Origin of the sequence: Azohydromonas caseinilytica (assembly GCF_012927045.1) — a bacterium.
GTDB lineage: Bacteria > Pseudomonadota > Gammaproteobacteria > Burkholderiales > Burkholderiaceae_C > Azohydromonas > Azohydromonas caseinilytica.
Genome location: NZ_JABBFW010000046.1, coordinates 1 through 24,074, shown reverse-complemented (window position 1 = coordinate 24,074; position 24,074 = coordinate 1). Strand labels below are relative to the sequence as shown.

General features: G+C 68.2%; 12 protein-coding genes, 3 pseudogenes and 1 riboswitch. Of the genes and pseudogenes, 9 read left to right on the top strand and 6 right to left on the bottom strand.

Annotation, left to right across the window (positions count from 1 at the left end):
• Positions 1–237: 237 nt before the first annotated feature.
• The 5 genes and pseudogenes from benD to HHL10_RS28640 form a co-directional block, all read right to left on the bottom strand.
• Positions 238–435, bottom strand: a pseudogene (gene benD, locus HHL10_RS28660) (1,6-dihydroxycyclohexa-2,4-diene-1-carboxylate dehydrogenase); the annotation flags it as partial.
• 160 nt (positions 436–595) lie between these two features.
• Positions 596–748, bottom strand: a pseudogene (locus tag HHL10_RS28655) (ABC transporter permease); the annotation flags it as partial.
• A 29-nt stretch (positions 749–777) separates the two neighbouring features.
• The gene (locus HHL10_RS28650) at positions 778–1,596 is read right to left on the bottom strand and encodes an alpha/beta fold hydrolase (protein WP_169163850.1); all 819 of its coding nucleotides are present in this window, start codon (positions 1,594–1,596) and stop codon (positions 778–780) included.
• Positions 1,593–3,161, bottom strand: a complete 1,569-nt coding sequence (locus tag HHL10_RS28645; RefSeq protein WP_169163849.1) for a benzoate-CoA ligase family protein — start codon at positions 3,159–3,161, stop codon at positions 1,593–1,595. Before HHL10_RS28645 ends, HHL10_RS28650 begins: the two co-directional genes overlap by 4 nt.
• A 60-nt stretch (positions 3,162–3,221) precedes the next feature.
• The gene (locus HHL10_RS28640; protein WP_169163848.1) at positions 3,222–4,787 is read right to left on the bottom strand and encodes a 3,4-dehydroadipyl-CoA semialdehyde dehydrogenase; all 1,566 of its coding nucleotides are present in this window, start codon (positions 4,785–4,787) and stop codon (positions 3,222–3,224) included.
• Positions 4,788–5,065: 278 nt separating this feature from the next.
• On the opposite strand from HHL10_RS28640, the gene HHL10_RS28635 reads away from it, so the two are divergent.
• The 8 genes and pseudogenes from HHL10_RS28635 to HHL10_RS28600 all read left to right on the top strand — a co-directional run.
• Positions 5,066–5,959: a helix-turn-helix transcriptional regulator gene (locus HHL10_RS28635; protein ID WP_375138994.1), complete on the top strand. Its 894-nt coding sequence runs from the start codon at positions 5,066–5,068 to the stop codon at positions 5,957–5,959.
• 141 nt (positions 5,960–6,100) lie between these two features.
• Positions 6,101–7,768, top strand: a complete 1,668-nt coding sequence (boxC, locus tag HHL10_RS28630) for a 2,3-epoxybenzoyl-CoA dihydrolase (protein ID WP_169163846.1) — start codon at positions 6,101–6,103, stop codon at positions 7,766–7,768.
• A gap of 43 nt (positions 7,769–7,811) precedes the next feature.
• Positions 7,812–9,251, top strand: coding sequence for a benzoyl-CoA 2,3-epoxidase subunit BoxB (gene boxB, locus HHL10_RS28625; RefSeq protein ID WP_169163845.1), 1,440 nt, complete (start codon positions 7,812–7,814; stop codon positions 9,249–9,251).
• Between the two features lie 117 nt (positions 9,252–9,368).
• Positions 9,369–10,595 (top strand): benzoyl-CoA 2,3-epoxidase subunit BoxA, encoded by a 1,227-nt coding sequence (gene boxA, locus HHL10_RS28620; RefSeq protein ID WP_169163844.1) that lies wholly within the window; start codon positions 9,369–9,371, stop codon positions 10,593–10,595.
• Positions 10,595–12,100 (top strand): 3-hydroxyacyl-CoA dehydrogenase, encoded by a 1,506-nt coding sequence (locus HHL10_RS28615; protein ID WP_169163843.1) that lies wholly within the window; start codon positions 10,595–10,597, stop codon positions 12,098–12,100. Before boxA ends, HHL10_RS28615 begins: the two co-directional genes overlap by 1 nt.
• Entirely contained in the window at positions 12,100–12,915 is an 816-nt protein-coding gene (locus HHL10_RS28610) for an enoyl-CoA hydratase/isomerase family protein (RefSeq protein WP_169163842.1), read from the top strand. The genes HHL10_RS28615 and HHL10_RS28610 overlap by 1 nt, the downstream gene beginning before the upstream one ends.
• 248 nt (positions 12,916–13,163) lie before the next feature.
• A riboswitch (glycine riboswitch) is annotated at positions 13,164–13,251 on the top strand.
• A 561-nt stretch (positions 13,252–13,812) separates the two neighbouring features.
• The gene (locus HHL10_RS28605; RefSeq protein ID WP_169163841.1) at positions 13,813–16,140 is read left to right on the top strand and encodes a penicillin-binding protein 1A; all 2,328 of its coding nucleotides are present in this window, start codon (positions 13,813–13,815) and stop codon (positions 16,138–16,140) included.
• A 21-nt stretch (positions 16,141–16,161) separates the two neighbouring features.
• Positions 16,162–16,266 (top strand): annotated as a pseudogene (locus HHL10_RS28600) (4Fe-4S dicluster domain-containing protein); the annotation flags it as partial.
• 469 nt (positions 16,267–16,735) lie between these two features.
• Here HHL10_RS28600 and HHL10_RS28595 read toward each other — a convergent pair.
• Positions 16,736–17,221 carry a DUF456 domain-containing protein gene (locus HHL10_RS28595; protein WP_169163840.1) on the bottom strand — a complete coding sequence of 162 codons (486 nt, stop codon included), beginning with the start codon at positions 17,219–17,221 and terminating at the stop codon, positions 16,736–16,738.
• Positions 17,222–17,573: 352 nt separating this feature from the next.
• Here HHL10_RS28595 and HHL10_RS28590 point away from each other — a divergent pair.
• Positions 17,574–24,074: cadherin-like domain-containing protein (locus HHL10_RS28590; protein ID WP_169163839.1), on the top strand; the 6,501-nt coding region annotated here is incomplete at its 3' end.

Below are 24,074 nucleotides of genomic sequence, written 5' to 3'. Positions count from 1 at the left end.
GCGAGGTCGTAGCCGTCGAAGATGATGATGAGCGCGCACCAGAACAGCACCAGGCCGTGGAAGCCGTTGAAGCGGGCCTCGTCGGCGATCTTGTGGACGTCTATCTGTCTCATGGTCTTGTCTCCTGGTGGTGGTGTGTCGGGAGTGAGCTTCAGCCTTGCAGGCGGCGCCCCGGCGAAGCTCCGATCCCGGGTCGTGTCCATGCCCGCGCTGCGCGGGCCTATGGGGTAGTGGTCGTCAAGCCAGCTCGCCGCTGCCCACGGGCAGCGTCACGCTGGTGATGCGGGTGGCCTCATCGCAGGCCAGGAACAGGATTGAGCCCGCCTGCTCCTCGATGGTCCCGTAGCGCTTCATCAGGCTGGACCGCGAGGTCTGGTCCACGATCGGCTGGTACCAAGCCTTTTTCTGCCCGGTGGGCTGCTCGGCGTTGCGCGGGGCGCCAGCACCACAGCGTGGGGAAAGCAGGGTGGCGATGTCCATGGCAAAGGCATCCCTGGACCGATGCCGCAGCGGGCCCGGCGGCAGGAGGAGCGGGCCGACGCGCGGGCGTGCCGCAGCTGGCAGCTGCGGTCCGGGCCAGCCCGCGCCTTCACGGCTTGATGAGCTTGTTGACGCTGTCGGTGGCCTTGGACGGGTCGCCCTCGTGGTCCACCTTCACGAACTCGATCTCGCGCCCGGCGAGCCGGCCGCCCTGTTCCTGCACGCGCAGGCCCAAGCCGTTGTCGATGGCGTTGCCCGGCGCGGCCGTGGCCAGGGCACCGAGCGGAAAGCTGGGCCTCATCGCGTCGTCTCCGTCAGGTGTTGCTGCAGGAAGGCCCGCGTGCCGGCGATCACGGCCGCGGGCTGGTCACGGTGCGGCGAATGGCCGCACCCGGGAAGCTTCAGAAGCTCGGTCCGCGGCAGGGCACGGGCGATGCCGTCGATCTGGGCCATGGTCCCGTAGGGGTCGTCATGGCCCTGGATGGCCAGCACCGGCCCGGTGATGCCGGGCAGCAGCGCCTCGATGGACCAGCGCGGGAACCCGTCGTCCAGCCAGATCCGGTTCCAGCCCCAGAAGGCCGAATCCACGTCCGCGTGGTACTTCGCCAGGCGCGCGCGCAGGTCGCCTTCGACATACGCCCGGCGCGCCTCACGGATGCTTCGCAGGCCGAATTCCTCGACCAGGATGTGCGGCGCCATGACGACGGTGCCGGCCACCCGTGGCGCGAACGTGGCGGCGTGGATCAGGGCGATGGAGCCGCCGTCGCTGTGGCCGAACAACCAGTAGGGCTGCCGCACGCCCAGCGCATCGAGCAGCGCCGGCAGCACCTGCTGCGCCTGGAGGTGCATGAAATCCAGGCCCCAGCGCTCGTCGTGGGGGCGCGGCGTGGAGTAGCCATAGCCGGGACGCGAGTAGACCAGGCCCCGCGCGCCCACCACGGCGCACAGTTGCGCGGGGAAATCCTTCCACATGGCCACGGAGCCCAGGCCCTCGTGCAGGAAGACAAGCAGCGGGGCACCCGGTGCTTCGCTGCCGACCCAGGCGAACTCCAACCGCAGGTCACGGTCAGCCGCACGCAGCTCGACGAAGCCGCGGTTCGCGGTGGAGGCGCTCATGCCTGGGCCTGCGCCTCGCGCAACCTGAATCGCTGGATCTTGCCGGTGGCGGTCTTGGGCAGCTCCGGCACGAACACGAGCTGGCGCGGGTACTTGTGCGGCGCGAGCTGCCGCTTGACGAAGTCCTTCAGCGCCTCGGCCATGGCCTCGCCGCCGTCGCCCTCGCTCTTGAGCACCACGTAGGCCTTGGCGCGCGTGAGGCCGTTGTCGTCGTTGACGCCGATGACGGCCGCTTCCAGCACCGCCGGGTGCTGCATCAGCGTGGACTCGACCTCGAAGGGCGAGACGTACTGGCCGCTGACCTTGAGCATGTCGTCGCTGCGCCCGGCGTAGACGTAGTAGCCGTCGGCGTCGCGGTAGTACTTGTCGCCGCTCTTGGTCCAGGCGCCGCGGAAGGTCTCGCGGCTCTTGTCGCGGTTGCTCCAGTACATCAGCGCGCTGCTGGGCCCGTGGATGTAGAGGTCGCCGACTTCCTCCGTGCCGGTGATGACGTGGCCGTTCTCGTCGCGCAGTTCCACCTCATAGCCCTCGACGGGCTTGCCGCTGGTGCCGTAGCGCACGTCGCCCGGGCGGTTCGAAAGGAAGATGTGCAGCATCTCGGTGGAGCCGATGCCGTCGATGATCTGCGCGCCGAAGTGGGCGCTGAACTTCTCGCCGATCTCGCGCGGCAGCGCCTCGCCGGCCGACGAGCACAGCCGCAGCGCCACCTGCTCGCGGCCGGGCAGCTTGGGCGAGGCCAGCATGCCGGCGTAGCCCGTGGGCGCGCCGAAGAACACCGTGGGTTGGCGCTCGACCAGGCGCTTGAAAGTCACCTCGGGCGTGGGGCGTTCGGCCATGAGCACCACCGTGGCGCCCACCGACAGCGGGAAGCTCAGGCCGTTGCCCAGGCCGTAGGCGAAGAACAGCTTGGCGGCGGAGAAGCAGGTGTCGTTCTCGGTGAGGCCCAGCACCGGGCGGGCGTAGAGCTCGGCCGTCCAGTACAGGTTGCCGTGGGTGTGCACCGTGCCCTTGGGGCGGCCGGTGGAGCCGGAGGAGTAGAGCCAGAAGCCGATGTCGTCGGGCACCGTGTCGGCAAAGGTCGCCGCCGGCGCCTGGGCCGCGACCCAGGCGTCGAAGTCCAGGACGCCGCTGGGCAGGGACGTACCACGCGAGACCACCAGTTGCCGGATCTCGTGCGCCGAGCGCTCCATGGCCGCCTGCAGCGTGGGCAGCAGCGCGCCGGACACCAGGGCGGCCTGCGCACGGCTGTGTTCGAGCATGTAGGCGTAGTCGTCGGCGGTGAGCAGCGTGTTGACGGCCACGGGCACCACGCCCGCGTACAGACAGCCCAGGAAAGCCACCGGCCAGTGGCTGCAGTCGTGCATCAGGAGCAGCACGCGTTCCTCGCGGCGCACGCCCAGCGCGGTCAGTCCCGACGCGACGCGCCGCACCTGTTCGGCCAGCTCGCCATAGGACAACGCGCCAACATCGTCGATGTAGGCCGCCTTCCCGGCGCGGCCCGTGTTGGCCGCGATGAGGTGCTGCGCGAAGTTGAAGCGCGCCGGTGGCGCGGTGAAGCTGCTCATGGGGTCTTGTCTCCTGAAGTGTTTTGTCGGCGCGGCGTGCGGTGCCGGGGCCGGCGGCGCTCAGTGGCTCAGCGGCAGCGCGCCCAGCGCCTGGACCACGGCCGCCTCGGCCTGCACCGCGGCACGGCGGTGGTAGAAGGCCAGGGCGCGTAGGCCACCCAGCTCCTCGCCGCCGCCGGCGCGGCCCGGGCCGCCGTGCAGCGAGTGCGGCATCACGTTGCCGTGGCCGGTGTGCGTCGCGCCCACCGCGGGGCTGACCACGTGCACGCGGCCGTGGCAGGCGGCCAGCTCGGTGGCGGCCTGCGCCAGGCTCGCGGCGTTGTCGCCGTAGACCGAGCACACCAGGGAGCCCTCGCCGCGCGCCACCAGCGACAGCGCATGCGCCAAGTCGCGGTAAGGCATGAGCGTGGCTACCGGCCCGAACACCTCCACGCGGTGCACGAGGTCGGCGTGGTCGGGGTCGTCGCAGGCCAGCAGCGTGGGCGCGATGCAGGCCGCCACCGCCGGATCGGCATCCACCAGCGGCTGGGTGCTGCCGTCGAACACCACGCGGGTCTGGGCTTTCAATTCCTCGATGCCGGCGCGCACGCCCTCGAACTGTTCGCGGCTCACCAGCGCGCCCATGCGCACCGACTCGTTGCGAGGGTCACCGACCGTGAGGCCGGCCAGCTTGGCCGCGATGGCCTGCGTCGCGGCCTCGTACAGCGCCGCGGGGACCAGCGCGCGGCGTATGGCGGTGCATTTCTGGCCGGACTTGATGCTCATCTCGCGCACCACCTCGCGCACGAAGAGCTGCATCGCTTCGCTGCCGGCGGTGGCGTCGGGCATCAGCAGCGCGGCATTGAGGCTGTCGGCCTCGATGTTCACGCGCACCGAGTTGGCCACGACCTGGGGATGCGAGCGGATCAAGGCGGCCGTCTGCGCCGAGCCGGTGAAGGACAGCACGTCGAAGGGCTGCAGTTGCTCCAGCAGCCCGGCGGAGCTGCCGCAGACCACCGACAGCGCGCCTTCGGGCAGCAAGCCCGTGGCCACCGCGTCGGCCACCATGCGCTGTGTCAGCCACGCGGTGGCGGTGGCGGGCTTGACGATCACCGGCACGCCCGAGAGCAACGCCGGCGCGGCCTTCTCCCACAGGCCCCAGGCGGGGAAGTTGAAGGCGTTGATGAACAGCGCCACGCCGCGCGTGGGCACGAGCAGGTGCTGCGACTGGAACACGCCATCCTTGGCCAGCGGCACGGACGCACCGTCGAGCAGCGCCCGGGCATCGCCCAGCGCGGCGCCCCAGCGCGCGTACTGGCCCAGCGTGTAGAGGCCGCCGTCGATGTCGATGCCGGAATCCGCCTTCGTGGTGCCGGAGTTGGCGGTCGCGATCTCGTAGTAGGCCTCGCGATGTGCCTGCAGCGCCTTGGCCAGGCCGCCCAGCATGGCGGCGCGCTGGCCGTAGCTCATGGCGCGCAGCGCGGCGCCGCCGCGCTCGCGGGCGAAGGCGAAGGCGCGGGGCAGGTCCAGCCCCTGGCTGGAGACGCGCACCAGTTCCTGGCCCGTGACGGGGTCGAACAGCGGCGTGCCCGTGCCCTGGCCGGCCACCCACTCGCCGTGGACGAGGTTCTTCAACAGTTCGGTCATGGATTCCTCTTTGAGTGATGCAGGCGCAAGCCGGGTCAGCCGCGGCTGAACTCGATGGCACCCTGGGGCAGCGGCCGGCTTTCGAGCGTGGCGGTGAGCGAGGCCACCAGGTCCTGGAAACGTTCAGGAGACATGTCGCTGTTGAAAGGCATGGCTTGAAACGGACTCCACTGCGGGTGAACCCGGTAGTGGAATTAAAGTGCATGCTTCAAAGTTACAGGCATCATTGTTCCTGGTCAAGCAACATAATGCATGTATCGGGTAAACACCGACAAACCATGGATATGCACACTGATCAAGCGCATGAGCGCCAGGTGTCGCAACGCGACCCGTTCTTGACCGTGCTGGGTGAAAGGGTGCGCTCGCTGCGCGCGCGCAAGGGCTGGGCGCGGCGCGCCCTGGCACTGGTCAGCGACGTGTCGGAGCGCCACCTGGCCAACTTGGAGGCGGGTGTGGGCAATCCGTCGGTGCTCGTGCTGCGCCAGGTGGCGCGGGCGCTGGACTGCGAGTTGCTGGACCTGCTCGGCGATGAGGAGGCCCACTTGCCGGAGCGGTTGCTGATCCGCGAGTTGCTGCAGGGCCGCGATGACGCGGAGCTGCGGCGCGCCCGCCTGGCGCTGGCCGGCCTGTATGGTCAGCCCGGCCAACGGCACTCGCGCATCGCGCTGGTCGGGTTGCGCGGCGCCGGGAAAACCACGCTGGGGCGCCTGCTGGCCGACGAGCTGGACGTGCCCTTCGTCGAGCTCAACCGCGAGATCGAGCGCGTGGCCGGCTGTGGCCTGTCGGAGATCCACAACCTGCTGGGGCCGCTGGCCTATCGGCGCTACGAGCGCCGCGCCCTGGAGGAGGTGATCCAGCTCTATCCGGATGCCGTCATCGCCGCGCCCGGTGGCCTGGTGTCCGACCCGGCCACGCTGAACTTGCTGCTGTCGCACTGCTGCACGGCGTGGCTGCGCACCACGCCGGCCGAGCACATGCGCCGCGTGATCGAGCAGGGGGACCTTCGGCCCATGGCTGGCAACGCCGAGGCGATGGACGACCTGCGCCGAATCCTGTCGGAGCGCGCACCTTTCTACGGCAAGGCCGACGTGACCGTCGATACCGGCGGCAAGACGGTGCCCGAAGCACTCTCGACCCTGCGCGAGGCCTTGCAGCTCGGGAAGGGCGGTTGAAACAGGACTCGGTATTTACCCCATATCATGCATTAAAGTACCTTTTTGTGGTTGACGTGACTCGGGGTAGCACTATGATGCACAACATCGCAACTGCATGATGTTGCATGCAAAGGCCGTAACGGCCTCACAGGAGCCCCGATGAACGCAGATGCCGTCAACGCCCGAGTCGACTACCAGACCAACCCCGCGCAGTACAAGCATTGGTCGCTCAAGACCGAAGGCGCGGTCGCGACCCTGACCCTGAACATCGACGAGAACGCCGGCATCCGCCCGGGCTACAAGCTCAAGCTCAACAGCTACGACCTGGGCGTGGACATCGAGCTCAACGACGCCCTGAACCGCATCCGCTTCGAGCACCCGCAGGTGCGCAGCGTGATCGTGACCAGCGCCAAGGACCGCATCTTCTGCTCGGGCGCCAACATCTTCATGCTGGGCGTCTCCAGCCATGCCTGGAAGGTGAACTTCTGCAAGTTCACCAACGAGACGCGCAACGGCATGGAGGATTCCAGCGCGCACTCGGGCCTGAAGTTCATTGCCGCGGTCAACGGCGCCTGCGCCGGCGGCGGCTACGAGCTGGCGCTGGCCTGCGACGAGATCATCCTGGTCGATGACCGCTCATCGGCGGTGAGCCTGCCGGAGGTGCCGCTGCTGGGCGTGCTGCCGGGCACGGGCGGCCTGACGCGCGTCACCGACAAGCGCAAGGTGCGCCACGACCTGGCCGACATCTTCTGCACCACCACCGAGGGCGTGCGCGGCCAGAAGGCCAAGGACTGGCGCCTGGTGGACGAGGTGGTCAAGCCCGCCGCCTTTGCCCAGCGCGTGCACGAACGTGCGCAGCAACTGGCTGAGCAGAGCGACCGCCCGGCCAGCGCCCAGGGCGTGACGCTGGTGCCGCTGCAGCGCGTGATCGAAGCCGACGCGCTGCGCTACGGCTTCGTCACGGTGGAGATCGACCGCGCCCGCCGCGCCGCGACCTTCACGGTCAGCGCGCCGAGCCAAGCCCAGCCGACGGACGTGGCGGGCATCGAAGCCGCGGGTATCGCCTGGTGGCCGCTGCAGATGGCGCGCGAACTGGACGACGCGATTCTGTCCATGCGCACCAACGAGCCCGAGATCGGCACCTGGCTGCTCAAGACCGCGGGCGATGCTCAAGGCGTGCTGGCGGTGGACGCGGTGCTGCAGGCGAACCAGGGCCACTGGCTGGTGCGCGAGACCACGGGCCTGCTGCGCCGCGTGTTCTCGCGGCTGGACGTGTCCTCGCGCACGCTATTCGCGCTGATCGAGCCGGGCTCGTGCTTCGCCGGGCCGCTGCTGGAGCTGGCGCTGGCGTGCGACCGCAGCTACATGCTGGCGCAGCCCGATGACGAAGCCGCGGCGCCGAAGCTCACCGTCACCGAGAGCAATTTCGGCCTGTTCCCGATGGCGACGAACCAGTCGCGGCTGGGCCGCCGCTTCTACGACGAGGCGCCGGCGCTGCAGGCGGTGCGCGCGCAGCTGGGCCAGCCGCTGGACGCCGATGCGGCCTTCGGGCTGGGCCTGGTGACCTCCAACCCCGACGACATTGACTGGGCCGACGAGGTGCGCCTGGCCATCGAGGAGCGCGCGGCGATGTCGCCCGACGCGCTCACCGGCATGGAGGCGAACCTGCGCTTCAACGGCCCCGAGACCATGCTCACCCGCGTCTTCGGCCGGCTCACGGCCTGGCAGAACTGGATCTTCCAGCGCCCCAACGCCGTGGGCGACAAGGGCGCGCTCAAGCTCTACGGCAAGGGCGAGAAGGCCCAGTTCGACATGAACCGCGTCTGAATCCGACGCCCCTACATCCCACGACATTCCAGGAGACAGCGCCATGTCCAGCATCGACTACAGCGAGAAGATCCCCAACAACGTCAACCTGTCGGAAGACAAGACGCTGCAGCGCGCGCTGGAGCACTGGCAGCCCAACTACCTCAACTGGTGGAACGACCTGGGCCCCGAGGGCTCGCAGGGCTTTGACGTGTACCTGCGCACGGCCATCAGCGTCGATCCGCAGGGCTGGGCGCAGTTCGGGCACGTGAAGATGCCCGACTACCGCTGGGGCATCTTCCTGAACCCGAAGGAGGAGGGGCGGCAGGTCAACTTCGGCGAGCACAAGGGCGAGGCGGCGTGGCAGGACGTGCCCGGCGAGCACCGCGCCAACCTGCGCCGCATCATCGTGACGCAGGGCGACACCGAGCCCGCGTCGGTGGAGCAGCAGCGCCACCTGGGCCTGACCGCCCCGAGCCAGTACGACCTGCGCAACCTGTTCCAGGTCAACGTGGAGGAGGGCCGGCACCTGTGGGCGATGGTGTACCTGCTGCACAAGTACTTCGGCCGCGACGGGCGCGAGGAGGCCGACGCGCTGCTGCAGCGCAACTCGGGCGACGCGGACAACCCGCGCATCCTGGGCGCCTTCAACGAGAAGACGCCGGACTGGCTGTCCTTCTACATGTTCACCTACTTCACCGACCGCGACGGCAAGTTCCAGCTGTGCGCGTTGGCTGAAAGCGGCTTCGACCCGCTGGCGCGCACGACCAAGTTCATGCTGACGGAAGAGGCGCACCACATGTTCGTGGGCGAGTCGGGGGTGTCGCGCGTGATCGCGCGCACCTGCGAGGTGATGAACCAGCTCAAGACTGACGACCCGGCCAAGATCCGCGCCGCGGGCGTGATCGACCTGCCGACGATCCAGCGCTACCTGAACTTCCACTTCAGCGTGACCATCGACCTGTTCGGCGCCGACGAGTCGAGCAACGCGGCCATCTTCTACAACTCGGGCCTGAAGGGCCGCTTCGAGGAGACCAAGCGCGACGACGACCACCAGCTGCACGGCCAGAGCTACCGGGTGCTGGGCGTGGAGAAGAGCGGCGACGGCGGGCGGCTGGTGGAGCGCGAGGTGCCGCTGCTCAACGCGCTCAACGAGGTGCTGCGCGACGACTACATCAAGGACTCCATCGGCGGCGTGAACCGCTGGAACAAGGTCATCGAGAAGGCGGGCATCCCGTTGCGGCTGGTGGCGCCGCACAAGGCCTTCAACCGCAAGATCGGCTCGCTGGCCGGCGCCAACGTCACGCCCGACGGGCGCGTGGTCAGCGGCGCCGAGTGGGCCGCGCGCCAGGACGAGTGGCTGCCCTCGGCAGCCGACCGCGCCTTCGTCGCTTCGCTCATGGGCCGCGTGGTCGAGCCCGGCAAGTTCGCCAACTGGATCGCGCCGCCGGTCATGGGCATCAACCGCCAGCCCGTCGACTTCGAGTACGTGCGCTTCAACTGAAAGCGCACGCGCAGCTACACGCAAGCCGTTGAGCTGATCTGACGGCCTCAAGCCCCTGGCCGCGTTCCATTGCTGCCAGGGGCTTTCTTTTTTTCTGCCTCGCAGGAGAGCCTTGCCATGAACGCCCCTCTGCCCGAAGTGCTCAAGCAGCACCTGATCGACCCCGAAATCTGCATCCGCTGCAACACCTGCGAGGAGACCTGCCCGGTCGATGCCATCACGCACGACTCGAATAACTACGTGGTGGACGCGAGCAAGTGCAACTTCTGCATGGCCTGCGTGCCGCCGTGCCCCACGGGCTCCATCGACAACTGGCGCACCGTGCTGCGGCTGGAGGCCTACTCGGTCGAGGAGCAGCTGACCTGGAACGAGCTGCCGGCGGAAAAGGCGCTGGGCCTGAACGTCGAGACGCTTGCCGAGGCCGCGGGGCCGCAGGTGCAGGAAAGCCCGCTTTCCGACGCCGTCAACGGCGCGCAGGTGCCGCCGTGGTCGGCCTCGCATCCCTACGTCAACCTCTACACCCACAAGAATCCGGTGACGGCCACGGTGGCGGGCAACTACCGCGTGACGGACGCCGGCACCGACAGCGACACGCACCACATCGTGCTGGACTTCGGCAACCTGCCGTTCCCGGTGCTGGAAGGGCAGTCGCTGGGCATCCTGCCGCCGGGCGTGGATGCCAACGGACGGCCGCACCACGCACGCCAGTACTCCATCGCCAGCCCGCGCGACGGCGAGCGCCCGGGCTACAACAATGTCTCGCTGACCGTGAAGCGCGTGACCGCCGACTACCAGGGCCGGCCGGTGCGCGGGGTGGCCTCGAACTACCTGTGCGACCTGAAGAAGGGCGACCCCGTGCAGGTGATCGGCCCCTTCGGTGCCACTTTCCTGATGCCCAACCACGCCGGCAGCCACCTGGTGATGATCTGCACCGGCACGGGCAGCGCCCCGATGCGCGCCATGACGGAGCGCCGGCGGCGCCGCCGTGGCCAGGGCGAGAGCGGCAAGCTGATGCTCTTCTTCGGCGCGCGCACGCAGCAGGAGCTGCCGTACTTCGGGCCGCTGATGAACCTGCCCAAGGATTTCATCGACATCAGCTTCGCCTTCTCGCGCACGCCGGGCCTGCCCAAGCGCTACGTGCAGGACGCCATGCGCGAACGCGCCGCCGACCTCGGCAAGCTGCTGAAGGACCCGAACACCTGCTTCTATGTCTGCGGCCTGAAAGGCATGGAGGCCGGTGTGCTGGAGGTGCTGCGTGACGTGGCTGTGCAGCACGACATCGACTGGGCGCCGCTGCACCAGCAGCTCAAGCGCGAGGGTCGCCTGCATCTGGAGACCTACTGATGAGCTTCGTGATCGAGCGTGGCGCCTCGGTGCTGGTGGTGGGCGCGGGCATCATGGGTGCGGGCATCGCGCAGGTGGCCGCGCAGGCCGGCCATCCGGTGCTGCTGTTCGACCTGCGGGAAGGGGCCGCCACCGAAGCCAAGGCCCGGCTGGGCACGAGCCTGGAGGCTGTGGTGGCCAAGGGCAAGCTCACGGCGCAAGCCGTGGCCGAGACGCTCTCGCGGATCGAGCCCATTGGCACGCTGGAGGCCGCAGCCCCGGTACGGCTGGTGATCGAAGCGGTGGTCGAACAGCTCGATGCCAAGCGGGCGCTGTTCCGGCAGCTGGAGTCCATCGTGGCCGAGGACTGCGTGCTGGCCACCAACACCTCGTCGATCTCCGTGACCGCCATCGCCAACGGCTTGAAGCATCCCGGGCGGCTGGTGGGCATGCATTTCTTCAACCCCGTGCCGCTGATGAAGCTGGTGGAGGTGGTGTCGGGGCTGCAGACCGATCCGGACGTGGCCCGCATCATCCATGCGCTCGCAACGCGTTGGGGCAAGGCGCCGGTGTACGCGCGCTCCACGCCGGGCTTCATCGTCAACCGCATCGCGCGGCCGTACTACGCCGAGACGCTGGCGCTGCTGCAGGAGCAGGCCGCTGCGCCGGCGGTGCTGGATGCCTGCCTGCGCGCGGCGGGCTTCCGCATGGGGCCGTGCGAGCTGATGGACCTCATCGGCCACGACACCAACTTCGCCGTCACGCAGTCGGTGTACGAAGCGAACTTCTTCGACAAGCGCTTCGTGCCCTCGCTGGTGCAGCGCGAGCTGGTCGACGGCGGTCTGCTGGGGCGCAAGACCGGGTGCGGTTTCCACGACTACATGCCGGGAGCGGCCAATCCCACGGTGCCCGTGTACGAGGCGGTTGCGTTGCCTGCGGGTGAGAGGTTGCGCGTGCACGGACGCGGCGCAGTGGCCGAGCGCCTGTGCCAGGTCCTGACCCGGGCCTGCCGGTCCTTCCAACATTGCGCCGACAGCGACTGGACGGGGTTGGAAGTCCAGGGCGCGCAATTGCGCGTCACCGATGGACGCCCGGCAACGCAGTTGGGTGCGGAGGTGGCGGTGTTCGATCTGCCGTTGACGAGCGTGCCCGGTGCGGTGCTGGCCTGGGCCGTGTCGCAGAGGGCTTCGACCGCATGGGCTGAAGCCGCGGGGCAGTGGCTGTGCGCGCTGGGCTGGAACGCGCAGCGCATCGCCGACACGCCGGGCCTGGTGGTGGCACGCACCATCGCCATGCTGATCAACGAAGCCGCGGATGCCGTGCACCAGGGCGTGTGCGACGAGGATGCGGCCGACGCGGCCATGAAGCTGGGCGTGAACTACCCGCAAGGACCTTTTGAATGGTTGGCCAATTGGAGTGCCGCTGGCGTGAGCCGCCTGCTGGACTCACTGGATGCCCACTACCGCGGCGAGCGCTACCGCGTCAGCCCGGCGCTGCGTCAACGCACTTGGAAGGAGAGCACCTGATGGGCCGTCGCATTGACATCGCCACCCACCTGTACGCCGAGGTCGGCGACGACGGCGTGGCGGAGCTGGTTTTCGGCCCCGAGGGGGGCATGCCCGCCACCGACGCCGCGGGCCATGCGGCGTTGGGCAGTGTCTGGGCGCGGCTGGCCGATGAGCCCCGGGTGCGCTGCATCCTCGTGCGCAGCCTGGGCAAGGGCTTCTGTGCCGGCGGCACGCTGGACGTGGTGCAGGACATGGTCGGCAGCGAGGCCGCGCGGCTGCGCGTGATGCGCGAGGGGCGTGCCATCGTGCAAGGCATGATCGACTGCGACCTGCCCATCGTTTCCGCCATCAACGGCGCGGCGGTCGGTGCCGGCGCGGCCGTGGCGCTGCTGGCCGACGTCTCCATCGCCGGGCACCGCGCCAAGATCATCGACGGCCACACCAAGCTGGGCGTGGCCGCGGGCGACCATGCCGCGCTGATCTGGCCGCTGCTGTGCGGCATGGCGCGGGCCAAGTACCACCTGCTGTTGTGCAACGCCATCGATGGCCGCGAGGCCGAGCGCATCGGCCTGGTGAGCTTGGCGGTACCCGATGAGGAACTGCTGGCCAAGGCACGCGAGGTGGCGCGTACGCTGGCCGCGGGCAGCCCTACGGCGCTGGCCTTCACCAAACGCAGCCTCAACCATTGGCTGCGTGCCGCGTGGCCGGCGTTTGAACACTCGTTGACCTTGGAGGTGCTGGGCTTCGCCGGCAGCGACGCCCGTGAAGGGCTGGCAGCCCTCAATGAGAAGCGGCCCGCGCGCTTCACGGGCTCTCACGATTCCAAGGAGTGACCAGGACACACGCCGCTGTCGGGTTGTCGTGTCTCTGGAGAAATTGTCCTGGTCAGAAATGAGCCTCGGCAGGATCACGTAGTGAGCTACCGAGGAGCGCAGGCTCATGGCCCGTCTTCAAGGAGCGGCTGCCATGGCGATGATTGGGGTATGGTTCCGGCCATGAGAGCCCTGGCGACACGTCTGTCGGAATTGCCGTCGCCCAGGGCGTTTGGTTGACGAGAAGCATCCCCCACATCGACAATCGGCCCTGTTCTGCGGGAGAGAGAGGCCTTCGCCTCCGCCGAAGGCGCAAGCTCCCATAATCGCTCAGGCACACCAAACCGCAGAAGCAATTCGCCAACTGGAGAGAGGCCGCAACACTCTGTTGAAGTGTCGGCCCACCGAAGGGGCAGGCTGTCTGCGACAGCTGAAACTCTCAGGTAAAAGGACAGAGGGAGAGGCGCCTCAATGCCCGGACGAAGCCGGGCATTGCCTACAGACGTCCTGAGTTTTGCTGACTTTCACTTGCGTTGTCGCCATTGCGGCGGAGGCGATGTCTGGTGCGCTTGCAGCCGGGCGTCGCAACATGGCGTTTTTGGCGTTGCCGCGGTCGCCTTCGGCACCACGCTGGGCGGCGGCACTCTCCGTGCCGTGGTCCTTAGGCATCTCCCATCGGCTGGACGCAGCATCCCGAATACGTCGGCATGGTCGCCGTATCGATGCAGCGTCAACGAAATCCGCGCAAGTGGGCGGCTGGTTTCGTCTGTTCCCATTGAGCTCCAGAGCTGAGGTGACAGGTGATCCCGCCTGTGCCATTGAACGTGTGCTGGCCAAGGCCGAAGTCGTTGCGGAGATCCGCTGCAAGCCACGGTTTTTGCAGCAAGGCGCAGTTGCCGGCTGCCAGGAATTGAAGGTATGAGCCAGAACAACGTGCCGGGCACGACATCACGCATCCGCACCGGCATCAGGCTCCTTCTCGGTTTGGCCTTGGGATTGTGTCTCGCAGGCGCGGTTGGTGCAGCCTATGGCGTCTACCAGCTGTGGCGGGTGTTGCCCGATGTCAACCATTTGGCGGACTACGAGCCCATGCTGCCGCTGCGTGTCTATGCCAGGGACGGCAGCTTGCTTGCGGAATACGGGGAGGAACGGCGCGAAGTTGTGCCGATCGACCGCATGCCGCTCAAGCTCAGGCAAGCTCTGCTGGCGATCGAGGATGCGGACTACTACACGCATGGTGCCGTCGACTTCACGGGACTGGTGCGTGCGGCGGTCAGCAACTTTGCCGCCGGCCAGCATGCCCAGGGCGGCAGCACCATCACCATGCAAGTCGCGCGCGTCTTCTTCTTGAGCCGCGAGAAGACGTACCGCCGCAAGATGATGGAGATCCTGCTGGCCTACAAGCTTGAGTCCGTCTACAGCAAGGACAAGATTCTTGAGCTGTACATGAACCAGGTCTATCTGGGGGAGCGGGCCTACGGTTTTGCTGCTGCTGCATCCGTCTATTTCGCCAAGACGCTTGACGAGCTGACGTTGGCCGAGGCGGCCATGCTGGCCGGACTGCCGAAAGCACCTTCCGCCTACAACCCGGTTGTCAACCGAGACCGCGCGCTCATCCGCCAGCAGCATATACTCAAACGCATGCGTGAGCTCGGGCATATCGACGAGCAGGCGTACCAGAGGGCGCGCGCCGAGAAGCTGGCACTGAGGCAGCAGTACAGCTCGATGGACCCTGCTGCCGCCTATGCCGTCGAGCAGGCGAGGAAGCTGGTCGTCGACTGGTATGGTGACAACGCCTATGCGCTCGGACTGGATGTGGTCACAACCATCAGCGTGGGGGAGCAGCATGCCGCAACCCGCGCCTTGCGCACCGGCTTGCTCAATGCGCAGGGCACGCAACGCTATGGCGGTCCGGAAGGGCGCGTGGAGCAAGTTCCCGCCATCGGCGATCGCGCAGGAATCCGGAGGACACTTGCGTCCTACCGCGACAGTGGCGCACTGCGCGTGGCCGTCGTGCTGCAGGCTTCCGCCTCCACCGGCATCACCGCAGCGTTGCGCGACGGCACATCAGTGCTTTTACCGGCCCGGAACCTGGGAGCAAGCATGATCAGGGCGCTCAAGCCTGACGCGCCGGCTCGAAGCCGCATTGCACCAGGGTCCGTGATCCGCGTCGCGCACGATGATGTTAAGGGCTGGAGCTTGAGCCAGCTCCCGCAGATGGAAGGCGCGCTGGTTTCCGTGGACGTGCATTCCGGCGAGATCCTTGCGCTTGCCGGCGGTTTCGATTTTGCGCTCAACGAGTTCAACCATGCGGTCCAGGCGACCCGGCAACCGGGCTCCACTTTCAAGCCATTCGTCTATTCGGCGGCGCTTGAAAAGGGCTACTTCCCGGGTACGCTGATCGACGACACCCAGCGCCTGGTCACCCCACAGGCCCGCGGCCGCAAGGCATGGAGCCCCCGCAACTACGGCGACAACTACGAAGGATTCATTTCTGCGAGGCGGGGCTTGACCCGTTCCAAGAACGTGGTGGCCGTCAACCTCATGCAGGCGGCGGGCGTGCACTACGTGCAGCAGTTCTCCACCCGTTTCGGATTCATTTCGGAGCTCAACCCGCCGATCCTGCCGCTCGCACTCGGGGCGGGTGCGGTCACTCCTCTGCAGCTCACGCAGGCGTATGCCGTGTTCGCCAACGGTGGCGATCGCATCGAGCCTCGCTTGATCAACAAGGTCAGCCAGCGCAGTGGCGGTGTGCTGTACGAGGCCGCAACCGAAGCTCGGCGATCACGGGTGATCTCGAAACGCAACGCCTACGTCATGGACAGCATGCTGCGTGACGTGGTGCGCCACGGGACCGGACGGGGCGCCGCGGTGCTCAATCGCAGCGATCTGGCGGGCAAGACAGGAACATCCAACGATGCCCGGGATGTCTGGTTTGCTGGCTACTCGTCCGGGGTTGCCACGGTTGTCTGGATGGGGTATGCCCAACCCCGCAGCCTGGGCCGGGCGACCGGCGGCACGCTGGCATTGCCGGTATGGACGGACTACATGAGCCATGCCGTTTCGAGCCGGCCGGAATCGCAGCGGGTACTTCCGTCGGACCTCGTTCTGCTCGATGGCGACTATGTCTACCGGGAATACTTGGGCGGGAGTTGCGTCAACGATCGCACTGCGTATATCCAGAGTTCGTTGGAGTGCTTGGCTGACGGCGAAACTCGGGACACAAGCGAACGATCGGCAAGCTAGTTCGATACCTGGCCGCAACTGGAGAACTGGGTTCGCTGCAAGACCTCCGACATCAAGGACCCGGCGCAGAACATCGTCTGGGACACGTTCGAAGGTGGCGGCGGGCCCGACTACGAGGGCATATGAGGCAAGGCCGAACTCGTCCGGCCATCCACGCTCAACGGCGTCCTTGACCAGCAACTTCTCTAGCTTGATTCCAGTTCTTCGTCAGCACCGAAAAAATCCCGTTCGGGCTGAGCCCTTCGACAAGCTCAGGAGAGCCTTGTCGAAGCCCCCGGCACAGCCGGCCCGCAGGCCCTTCGACAGGCTCAGGGCGAACGGTGTTCCTTCATTACTGATTTGAAGTTGGAATGAGCCTTTCCTTCAGCCGACGAATGCAGGCAGGCGTGGCCGCAAACTTGGCGCAGTTCAGGTACAGGTCACGTCAGGTGGTTGCTTGCGCAGCAAATGGCCGTTTGACGCTTGAGCTGATCTGAGTGCCGGGCACGCTCGGTCGAGCAATCAAGGCGGCGGGCCGTCGTGTGGGAGCAAGCGGGCCTCTGTGAACTGCTGCTTGCGACGCAGCCCGTCGGCGCACGCGCCGCACCATGGCGGGTCAGACGAAGTACGAGAACGCAAACACTCCCAGCATGCCCAGGGCCAGGCCGAGCTTGGCGGCGACGGCAATGACGAAGCCCAGGCCCGCGGCGATGCCGGCGCGCGTGGCCTGGCCGGCGTGGCGGCGCACCGACCATTCGCCTGCCATGGCACCCAGCACCGGGCCGACGATCAGTCCCGGCAACCCGGCAAAAGCGCCCAGCACGGCACCGATGGCGGCGCCGGCCATGGCGCGGCCGCTGGCGCCGGCGCGCCGTACACCCAGTGCCGCGGCGGCATAGTCGGCAACCCAGGCGAGCAGTGCCATCACGGCCAGCACCCCGACCGTCAGCATGCTCACGCGCGAGTAGCCGTCGAGCCAGGCCGCCAGCCACAGTCCGCCGAACAGCAGCGGCGTGCCCGGCAGCAGCGGCAACACGACGCCGGCCAGTCCCAACGCCACGGCCATGAGGGCTCCGACCCAGAGCAGGGAAGTGGTGTCCATGCCTGGTGTGCTGCAAGCGGCAGGCCGGGCCTGCCCGGGCAGCGGGGCCATGGGGCACAAGTGCGCGCGGCCACCGTCGCGGTAGACATCACGTTTCAACGCTGCAGGCGGTAGGCCCTGCCAGGCATTGCGCCATGACGACTCTGGCGCCTGCCTGTCTGCCATCGGTGCCTACAGGTTCACGAAAACCAGGACAAGTGAAGCCACCAAGGCAAATACTAACTTTCCTAAGTTACATTGAGAGAAAGTTTTTTCACTTGTGTATCAATTGGTCCGTATCACCGCCGGGAGGCAGGCTTTCCCTGGGCTTGCGGCTGACGGTGTCGGATGACCCCGACAGGAGCGATGAACCATGGCGACGTACACGGCATCTGCCAGTGACGAGAAGATCAACGGCACCAGCGGCGCGGACCTGATCTACGCACAGGGGGGGAACGACACCGTCCATGCCGGCAACGGGGACGACGTTGTCTACGGCGGCAGCGGCCAGGACGTGCTCTTCGGCATGAACGGCAACGACACGCTCGACGGCAACGCCGGCAGCGACACCATCGACGCCGGCGCGGGTGACGACCTGGTGATCTATCGCCTTGCCGAAAACGCCGGCAGCAACGATCTCTACAACGCTGGCACAGGCATCGACACGTTGCGGCTGGAATTTACGGCGGCGGAGTGGGCCAGCGCGCGGGTGCAGTCCGAGGTGGCACGCTACGTGGCGCATCTGGCCAGCGTGGCACGCACGGGCGGCGACCAGGTGTCAAGCGGCGCCGGGCGTGAATTCACCTTCGACTTCGGCGGCGGCACGACACTGACGGTGGAGAGGATGGAGAAGCTGCTGCTGTCGGTGGACGGCAAGCTGGTGAATCCGGTGGATGACGGCGCCGCGCCGCGCATCACCGTTCACACGGATGCAGCCGTGGGTGAGGATGAAGGCTCCGGCGCCGCGCTCTCGGCACGAGGCAGCGTGGACTTCAGCGATGCGGACATCCAGGAGTCGCACACGGTGAGCGTGGCGGCTGTGGCCGGCAACACGCTGGGCGGCAGCGTGACGGGCGTGATCACCAATGTGGCCACGGGTGACGGCGCCGGTCAGGTGGCCTGGACCTACAACGTGGACCGCGCCATGGTGCAGCAGCTGGCTGCCGGCGAAACCGTCACCGAGCGCTTCAACGTCACCGTGACGGACAGCAGCGGCAAGAGCGCGACCCAAGTCGTCACCGTGACCATCACGGGCGCCAACGACGCGCCGGTGATCAGTGGCACCGTGGCCCAGCTTCCCGCGGGCACGGAGGACACGTCCTACACGGTGACGCCGGCGCAGCTGCTGCAGGGCTTCAGTGACGTGGACGGCGACACGCTGTCGGTCACCGGCCTGACGGTGGACCATGGCACGGTGGTGCGCAATGCCGACGGCAGCTGGACCATCACGCCCGAGGCCAACTACAACGGCCCGCTGACGCTGAGCTACGGCGTGAGCGACGGTAGCGCCACGACGCCGGCCTCGCTGGTCGTGGACGTGGCCGCCGTCAACGACGCGCCCGAGCTCACGGGCGAGCAGGCAGAGCTGGCCGCGGGCACCGAGGACGCGGCCTACACGGTGACGCCGGCGCAACTGCTGCAGGGCTTCAGTGACGTGGACGGCGACACGCTGTCGGTCACCGGCCTGGCGGTGGACCACGGCACGGCCGTGCGCAATGCCGACGGCAGCTGGACCATCACGCCCGCGGCCAACTACCACGGCCCGCTGACGCTGAGCTACGGCGTGAGCGATGGCAAGGCCACGACGCCGGCCTCGGTGGTCGTGGACGTGGCCGCCGTCAACGATGCGCCCGAGCTCACGGGCGAGCAGGCCGGGCTGGCTGCGGGCACCGAGGACACGTCCTACACGGTGACGCCGGCGCAGCTGCTGCAGGGCTTCAGTGACGTGGACGGCGACACGCTGTCGGTCACCGGCCTGACGGTGGACCATGGCACGGTGGTGCGCAATGCCGACGGCAGCTGGACCATCACGCCCGAGGCCAACTACAACGGGCCGTTGACGCTGAGCTATGGCGTGAGCGATGGCAAGGCCACGACGCCGGCCACGCTGGTCGTGGACGTGGCTGCCGTCAACGATGCACCGGTGCTTACCGGCACCCCGGTTGAACTGGCCGCTGGCACCGAGGACACGGCCTACACGGTCACGCCGGAACAGCTGCTGCAAGGCTTCACCGATGTGGACGGCGACCGGCTCTCGGTCACCGGCCTGACGGTGGACCACGGCACGGTGGTGCGCAATGCCGACGGCAGCTGGACCATCACGCCCGAGGCCAACTACAACGGACCGTTGACGCTGAGCTATGGCGTGAGCGATGGCAAGGCCACGACGCCGGCCACGCTGGTCGTGGACGTGGCTGCCGTCAACGATGCACCGGAGCTCACCGGCACCCCGGCCGAGCTGGCCGCTGGCACCGAGGACGCGGCCTACACGGTGACTCAGGAACAGCTGCTGCAGGGCTTCACGGACGCGGACGGCGACGCGCTGTCGATCACCGGCCTGACGGTGGACCACGGCACGGCCGTGCGCAACGCCGACGGCAGCTGGACCATCACGCCCGAAGGCAACTACAACGGGCCGTTGACGCTGAGCTATGGCGTGAGCGATGGCAAGGCCACGACGCCGGCCACGCTGGTCGTGGAGGTGGACGCCGTCAACGACGCGTCCGAACTCACGGGCGAGCAGGCCACGCTGGCCGATGGCACCGAGGACACGGCCTACACGGTGACGCAGGAACAGCTGCTGCAGGGCTTCGGCGACTCCGACGGCGACACGCTGTCCGTCACCGAGCTGACGGTGGACCACGGCACGGCGGTGCGCAACGCCGATGGCAGCTGGACCATCACGCCCGAAGCGAACTACAACGGCCCGTTGACGCTCAGCTACGGCGTCACCGACGGCACGGCCACCACGCCGGCCACGCTGGGCCTGACGCTGGCCGCTGTCAATGACGCACCGGAGTTCAGCGGCACCCCGGCCAAGCTGGCTGCCGGCAACGAAGACCAGTCCTATACGGTCACGCTGGAGCAACTGCTTCAGGGCTTCACGGACGTGGACGGCGACACGCTGTTCGTGACCGGACTGACGGTGGACCACGGCACGGCGGTGCGCAATGCCGATGGCAGCTGGACCATCACGCCTGAGGCCAACTACCACGGCGCGCTGACGCTGAGCTACGGCGTGAGTGACGGCACGGTCACCACGCCGGCCACGTTGGGCCTGACGCTGGATGCTGTCAACGACGCGCCGGCGGTCACCGGGGCGCGGGCCACGCTGCCGGATGGCACCGAAGACACGGCCTACACGGTGACGCTGGAGCAACTGCTGCAGGGCTTCAGTGACGTGGATCGCGACACCCTGTCGGTGACCACGCTGACGGTGGACCACGGCACGGCCACGCGCAATGCCGACGGCAGCTGGACCATCACGCCGCAAGCCAACTACAACGGGGCGCTGAAGCTGAGCTACGGCGTCACCGACGGCACGGCCACCACGCCGGCCACGCTGGGCCTGAAGCTGGCCGCTGTCAACGATGCGCCCGAACTCACGGGCGAGCAGGCAGAGCTGGCCGCAGGCATCGAGGACACGGCCTACACCGTGACGCTGGAGCAGCTGCTGCAGGGCTTCACGGACGTGGACGGCGATGCGCTGTCGGTCACCAGCCTGACGGTGGACCATGGCACGGCGGTGCGCAATGACGATGGCAGCTGGACCATCACGCCGGAAGCGAACTACAACGGGCCGCTGACGCTGAGCTACGAAGTCAGCGATGGCAAGGCCAGCACGGCGGCCTCGCTGGTCGTGGACGTGGCTGCCGTCAATGACGCGCCGGAGCTCACCGGCACCCCGGCCGGGCTGGCCGAGGGCACCGAGGGGCAGGCGTACACGGTGGCGCTGGAGCAGCTGCTGCAGGGCTTCACCGATGCGGACGGCGACACGCTGACCGTGACCGAGCTGACGGTGGACCACGGCACGGCCGTGCGCAACGCCGATGGCAGCTGGACCATCACGCCGCAGGCCAACTACCACGGGGCGCTGGCGCTGAGCTACGAGGTGAGCGACGGCAAGGCCAGCACGGCCGCCACGCTGGTCGTGGAGCTGGCCGCCGTCAACGTCGCGCCGGAGCTCACCGGCACCCCGGCCAAGCTGGCCGAGGGCACCGAGGACACGCCCTACACGGTGACGCTGGAGCAGCTGCTGCAGGGCTTCGCCGATGCGGACGGCGACACGCTGACCGTGACCGAGCTGACGGTGGACCACGGCACGGCCGTGTGCAACGCCGACGGCAGCTGGACCATCACGCCGGCAGCCAACTACCACGGGCCGCTGACGCTGAGCTACGGCGTGAGCGACGGCGCGGTCAGCACGCCGGCCACGCTGGGCCTGATGCTGGCCAGCGTCAATGACGCACCCGTGCTTACCGGTGAGCAGGCCACGCTGGCCAAGGGCACCGAGGACACGAGCTACAGGGTGACGCTGGAGCAGCTGCTGCAGGGCTTCACCGATGTGGACGGTGACGAGCTGTCGGTGAGCAGTCTCACGGTGGACCATGGCACGGCGGTGCGCAATGCCGACGGCAGCTGGACCATCACGCCGCAGGCCGACTACAACGGCTCGCTGAAGCTGAGCTACTTCGTCACCGACGGCACGGCCGCCACCGCCGCCACGCTGAGCCTGACGCTGGCCGCCGTCAATGACGCGCCGGCGCTGACCGGAGCCCAGGCCGAGCTTTCCGCGGCTGTCGAAGACACGGCCTACACGGTGACGCAGGAGCAGCTGCTGCAGGGCTTCACGGACGTGGACGGCGACCGGCTCTCGGTCACGAGCCTGACGGTGGACCACGGCACGGCGGTGCGCAATGCCGACGGCAGCTGGACCATCACGCCGCAGCCCAACTACAACGGAGCGCTGACGCTGAGCTATGGCGTGAGCGACGGCAAGGCCACGACGCCGGCCTCGCTCGTGGTTGAAGTGGCTGCCGTCAATGACGCCCCCGAGCTCACCGGAGCGCGGGCCACGCTGGCCGAGGGCAGCGAGGACACGGCCTACACCGTGACGCTGGAGCAGCTGCTGCAGGGCTTCACGGACGTGGATGGCGACCGGCTCTCGGTCACCGGTCTGACGGTGGACCACGGCACGGCGGTGCGCAACGCCGACGGCAGCTGGACTATCACGCCGGAGCTCAACTACAACGGGGCGCTGAAGCTGAGCTACGGCGTCACCGACGGCACGGTCACCCAAGCGGCCACGCTGGGCTTGTCGCTGGCTGCCGTCAACGACGCTGCGCCGGCAGCGACCGGTGGGCGGGCCACGTTGGCTGCGACCGAGGACACGACCTACACCGTGACGCCGGAGCAGCTGCTGCAAGGTTTCACGGACGTGGACGGCGATGCCATGTCGGTCACCGCATTGGCGGTGGACCACGGCACGGCCGTGCGCAATGCCGATGGCAGCTGGACCATCAAGCTGGAAGCCAACTACCACGGCGCGCTGACGCTGAGCTATGGCGTGAGCGACGGCAAGGCCACCACGCCGGCCACGCTGTTGGTGGAAGTGGCTGCCGTCAACGACGTGCCGGCCGTGACCGGCGCGCGGGCCCAGCTTTCCGCGGGCAGTGAGGACGCCTCCTACACGGTGACGCTGGAGCAGCTGCTGCAGGGCTTCAGCGACGTGGACGGCGACACGCTGTCCATCACTGAGCTGACGGTGGACCACGGCACGGCGGTGCGCAACGCCGACGGCAGCTGGACCATCACGCCGGCGGCTAACTACCACGGCGCGCTGACGCTGAGCTACGGCGTGAGCGACGGCAAGGCCACCACGCCGGCCACGCTGAGCTTGGCGCTGGCCGCGGTCAACGATGCGCCGGAACTCAGCGGCGCGGCGGCCGAGCTCTCCGAGGGCAGCGAGGACACGGCCTACACGGTGACGCTGGAGCAGCTGCTGCAGGGCTTCAGCGACGTGGACGGCGACACGCTGTCCGTCACCGAGCTGACGGTGGACCGCGGCACGGCCGTGCGCAACGCCGACGGCAGCTGGACCATCACGCCCGAAGCCGACTACCACGGGCCGCTGACGCTGAGCTATGGCGTGAGCGACGGCAAGGCCACCACGCCGGCCACGCTGTCCGTGGAAATGGCCGCCGTCAACGACGCGCCCGAGCTCACGGGCAAGCCGGCCACGCTGGCCGATGGCACCGAGGACACGGCCTACACCGTCACGCAGGCGCAGCTGCTGCAGGGCTTCACGGATGTGGACGGCAACACGCTGTCCATCACTGAGCTGACGGTGGACCACGGCACGGCGGTGCGCAACGCCGACGGCAGCTGGACCATCACACCCGAAGCCGACTACCACGGGCCGCTGACGCTGAGCTACGGCGTCACCGACGGCAAGGCCATCACGCCGGCCACGCTGGGCCTGACGCTGGCGGCCGAGAACGTTGCGCCGGCGCTCACCGGCGAGCAGGGCGCACTGGCCGGCGGCACCGAGGACGCGTCCTACACGGTGACGCAGGCGCAGCTGCTGCAAGGCTTCACGGACGCGAATGGCGACGAGCTGTCGGTGACCGGGCTGACGGTGGACCACGGCACGGCCGTGCGCAACGCCGATGGCAGCTGGACCATCACGCCCGAAGCCGACTACAGCGGCGCGCTGACGCTGAGCTACGGCGTGAGCGACGGCAGGGCCACCACGCCGGCCACGCTGGCCGTGGAGCTGGCCGCCGTCGAGGACGCGCCGGCGCTCACCGGCGAGCCCGCCACGCTGGCCAACGGCACCGAAGACCGCGCCTACACGGTGACGGCCGAGCAGCTG